The organism is Bacillus cereus group sp. N6 (assembly GCF_016483705.1).
Lineage (GTDB): Bacteria > Bacillota > Bacilli > Bacillales > Bacillaceae_G > Bacillus_A > Bacillus_A wiedmannii.
The window spans coordinates 1-583 of the sequence record NZ_JAEHBI010000197.1; the positions used below are offsets into that span (position 1 = coordinate 1).

Here is a 583-nt window from a genome sequence, read left to right on the forward strand (position 1 = left end):
ATTGGATTGAAAGGTAAGCTCGTTACATACACTCCAGCTGCATTTTGAATGGTTGCATTCGCTTGAATGTCAAAAGTATCAAACGGATTTGTTACCATAACTACTTTTCCAGCAATATTTTTTGGTCTGTCTGCATCTGTACCATCTGCATTTAGCTTCTTAGCTAATAGTTTAACAACGCCTTTCAGTTCATTGATTGTTTTACGACCAGGTTCAAAAGTTAAAGTTCCTGCTGGCTTTTTATCTGGGTACACTCCGCCAACAACACTTCCACTTGGATCTTTTAACAATCCGATAGGTTCTTCTTTACCTGTACCAGTTACAAATCCTCGTTCTAAACCTACTGCCATCGCTTCTGAAATCATTGTGCGAACATATCGTTCCACCCAAACTGGACCAAGTTTGAGCATGTCATTTGCTAACGGGATAAATGCTGTTAATTTCAGTTGAGCAATAGATTCTTTTCTAAATGTAGCGTTTAATTGTCCTTTAATATCACCAAATAATGGTCCCCATACTGCTGCACCATCTGGATCTCCATAAATAAACTCCGTCACAGCTCCTAAATTCTCTAAACCAATAT

1 protein-coding gene is annotated in these 583 nt (G+C 38.4%); it reads right to left on the reverse strand.

The features are described 5' to 3' along the window. Positions 1-583, reverse strand: a 583-nt coding sequence (locus tag JDS99_RS30915; protein WP_199696493.1) for a phage major capsid protein, incomplete at both ends; no start/stop codon positions are given.